This is a genomic window from Okeania sp. SIO2B9, from assembly GCF_010672505.1.
GTDB lineage: Bacteria > Cyanobacteriota > Cyanobacteriia > Cyanobacteriales > Microcoleaceae > Okeania > Okeania hirsuta.
This window is the reverse complement of sequence record NZ_JAAHGK010001502.1, coordinates 1-1,662: the sequence shown is the minus strand read 5'-3', so window position 1 is coordinate 1,662 and position 1,662 is coordinate 1. Positions and strand designations below refer to the sequence as shown.

General features: G+C 33.5%; 1 protein-coding gene and 1 pseudogene. Both read left to right on the top strand.

The genetic code is table 11. The features are described from left to right. Positions 1 to 11 precede the first annotated feature (11 nt). Complete coding sequence (locus F6K13_RS32065; protein WP_353735750.1) at positions 12 to 128, top strand: Lin0512 family protein; 117 nt, start codon at positions 12 to 14, stop codon at positions 126 to 128. Positions 129 to 1,561: 1,433 nt separating this feature from the next. Beyond that, a pseudogene (locus F6K13_RS32060) lies at positions 1,562 to 1,662 on the top strand (IS1 family transposase); the annotation flags it as partial.

The following is a 1,662-nucleotide window of genomic DNA, read 5'->3' as shown; positions in this document are numbered from 1 at the left end:
GCCAGAAAAGTATCACTATTGAAGATGGGGGTATGGTAATACAGGGTAGGGCGATCGCTGAATTGGAAGATAAAAATGATGAAATGTTAATTGCTGTAGCAGCGGTTACTGTATTGGTAGAGACTTAAATCGGTTGTTTGGGTTTATACGGACATGATGTAGTTCATAGTTTTTGAAACAAGAAAAAATCTGCTATGCTTGACTACAAAATACATAGCAGATATATCTAGGTTACTTAGTTGAGGTTAATAAGTTAGTTGAAATTCACACTTACTATTATGAACTTTTTTTTTTGAAAAAACATCAATTTTTGCTGATCTTCATCAAATCTTTAAATAAGAATGGAGTATTTTAAAGTTCTGATGAAGATTGCTATATTTAAACTTGGTGGTTATCCTACCCTACTTTCCACTCCCAGCGCGTAGTGTTATAATTCCTGGAAATTTGAGTGAAAGCTCTCATTAAAATGAAATTAAATCAACTAACTTGTCTGTTCTTATGCAGAAAAAAACAGAATAAATCAGCCTTGGCAACTGAAATAACTGGTTGATAAAAAGAAAGTTTTAAGTGTTAGGTGATATCATTTCCGTTTAATAGCGTTCAGGAAAAACTTTCTTCTCTTCTTAACTCCTGACTCCTTCATCGTTATTTATAACTCACATTCGTACTTCAATTTGTAACATAAAAGTAGTAGAAAAATCCGTAATATCATGTCCGTTGGTATCGTTTGTGTAAAAGTTAGCGTGGATATCTACAGGAAATTTAAGTTTTTTTCTTGCTCAATTGCCTTCCTGTTTGTTGCCTGTTGCCTGTTGCCTGTTGCCTGTTGCCTACCTTTGCTATACAATACCGATGCTACCGGACATGATATAACTTGGTAGATATTTATACTATATAGCTCCTACATTTGACCTTTCTCAGCAGTCAGATTCTCAGGAAAATATTAAGTATAAATACTCAATTATATCATGTCCGCTGGGGCGCGTTTGTGTAAACCCAAGGGTGAATATCTACAGGGAATTTAAGTTTTTTTTATTGCCCTTAAGTATTCCTGCCTGTTCCCTGTTCCCAGTTAAGTGTTCCCTGTTGCCTACCTTTGCTATACAATACCGATGCTACCGGACATGATATTACTTACTCCTATTGACAACTATAATTGTCTCCTGTCTCCTGTCTCCAGTATAGCTGTCTCCTGTCTCCTATTTTTTATACGACATTTTGTCGTGCGGAATGTAGGTTATAAGTATTCAACCGGACATGGCATAATACATAATTATTTTGGTGTTGGTGATTTGAGGTATGATATCATGCCTGGATAATTAGTTAACAAAAAACTTTCGGTAGTCCTGTATATGTAGTGATCAGTCAATATAAATGATTAGTTCTTGACATTAATCTTGAAAATATTAAGTTTTTCCTGCTTAAAAAAAATCAAAATTATTGCCTAGGCGATCGCTACATATAATCAGAAATAAAAATATCAGGAATCAATCCCAAGTATCCTGAAAAAAAGTATGCTATTATCTATGACAGTAATCATAAAAAAATCTCTATAATTCAGATGTCAAATTATCAATTAATATGTCCTAGTTGTGGTAGTAATTATATTGTCAAAAACGGGACTATTCACAACAAAAAACAAAAATATCAATGTCAAAATAG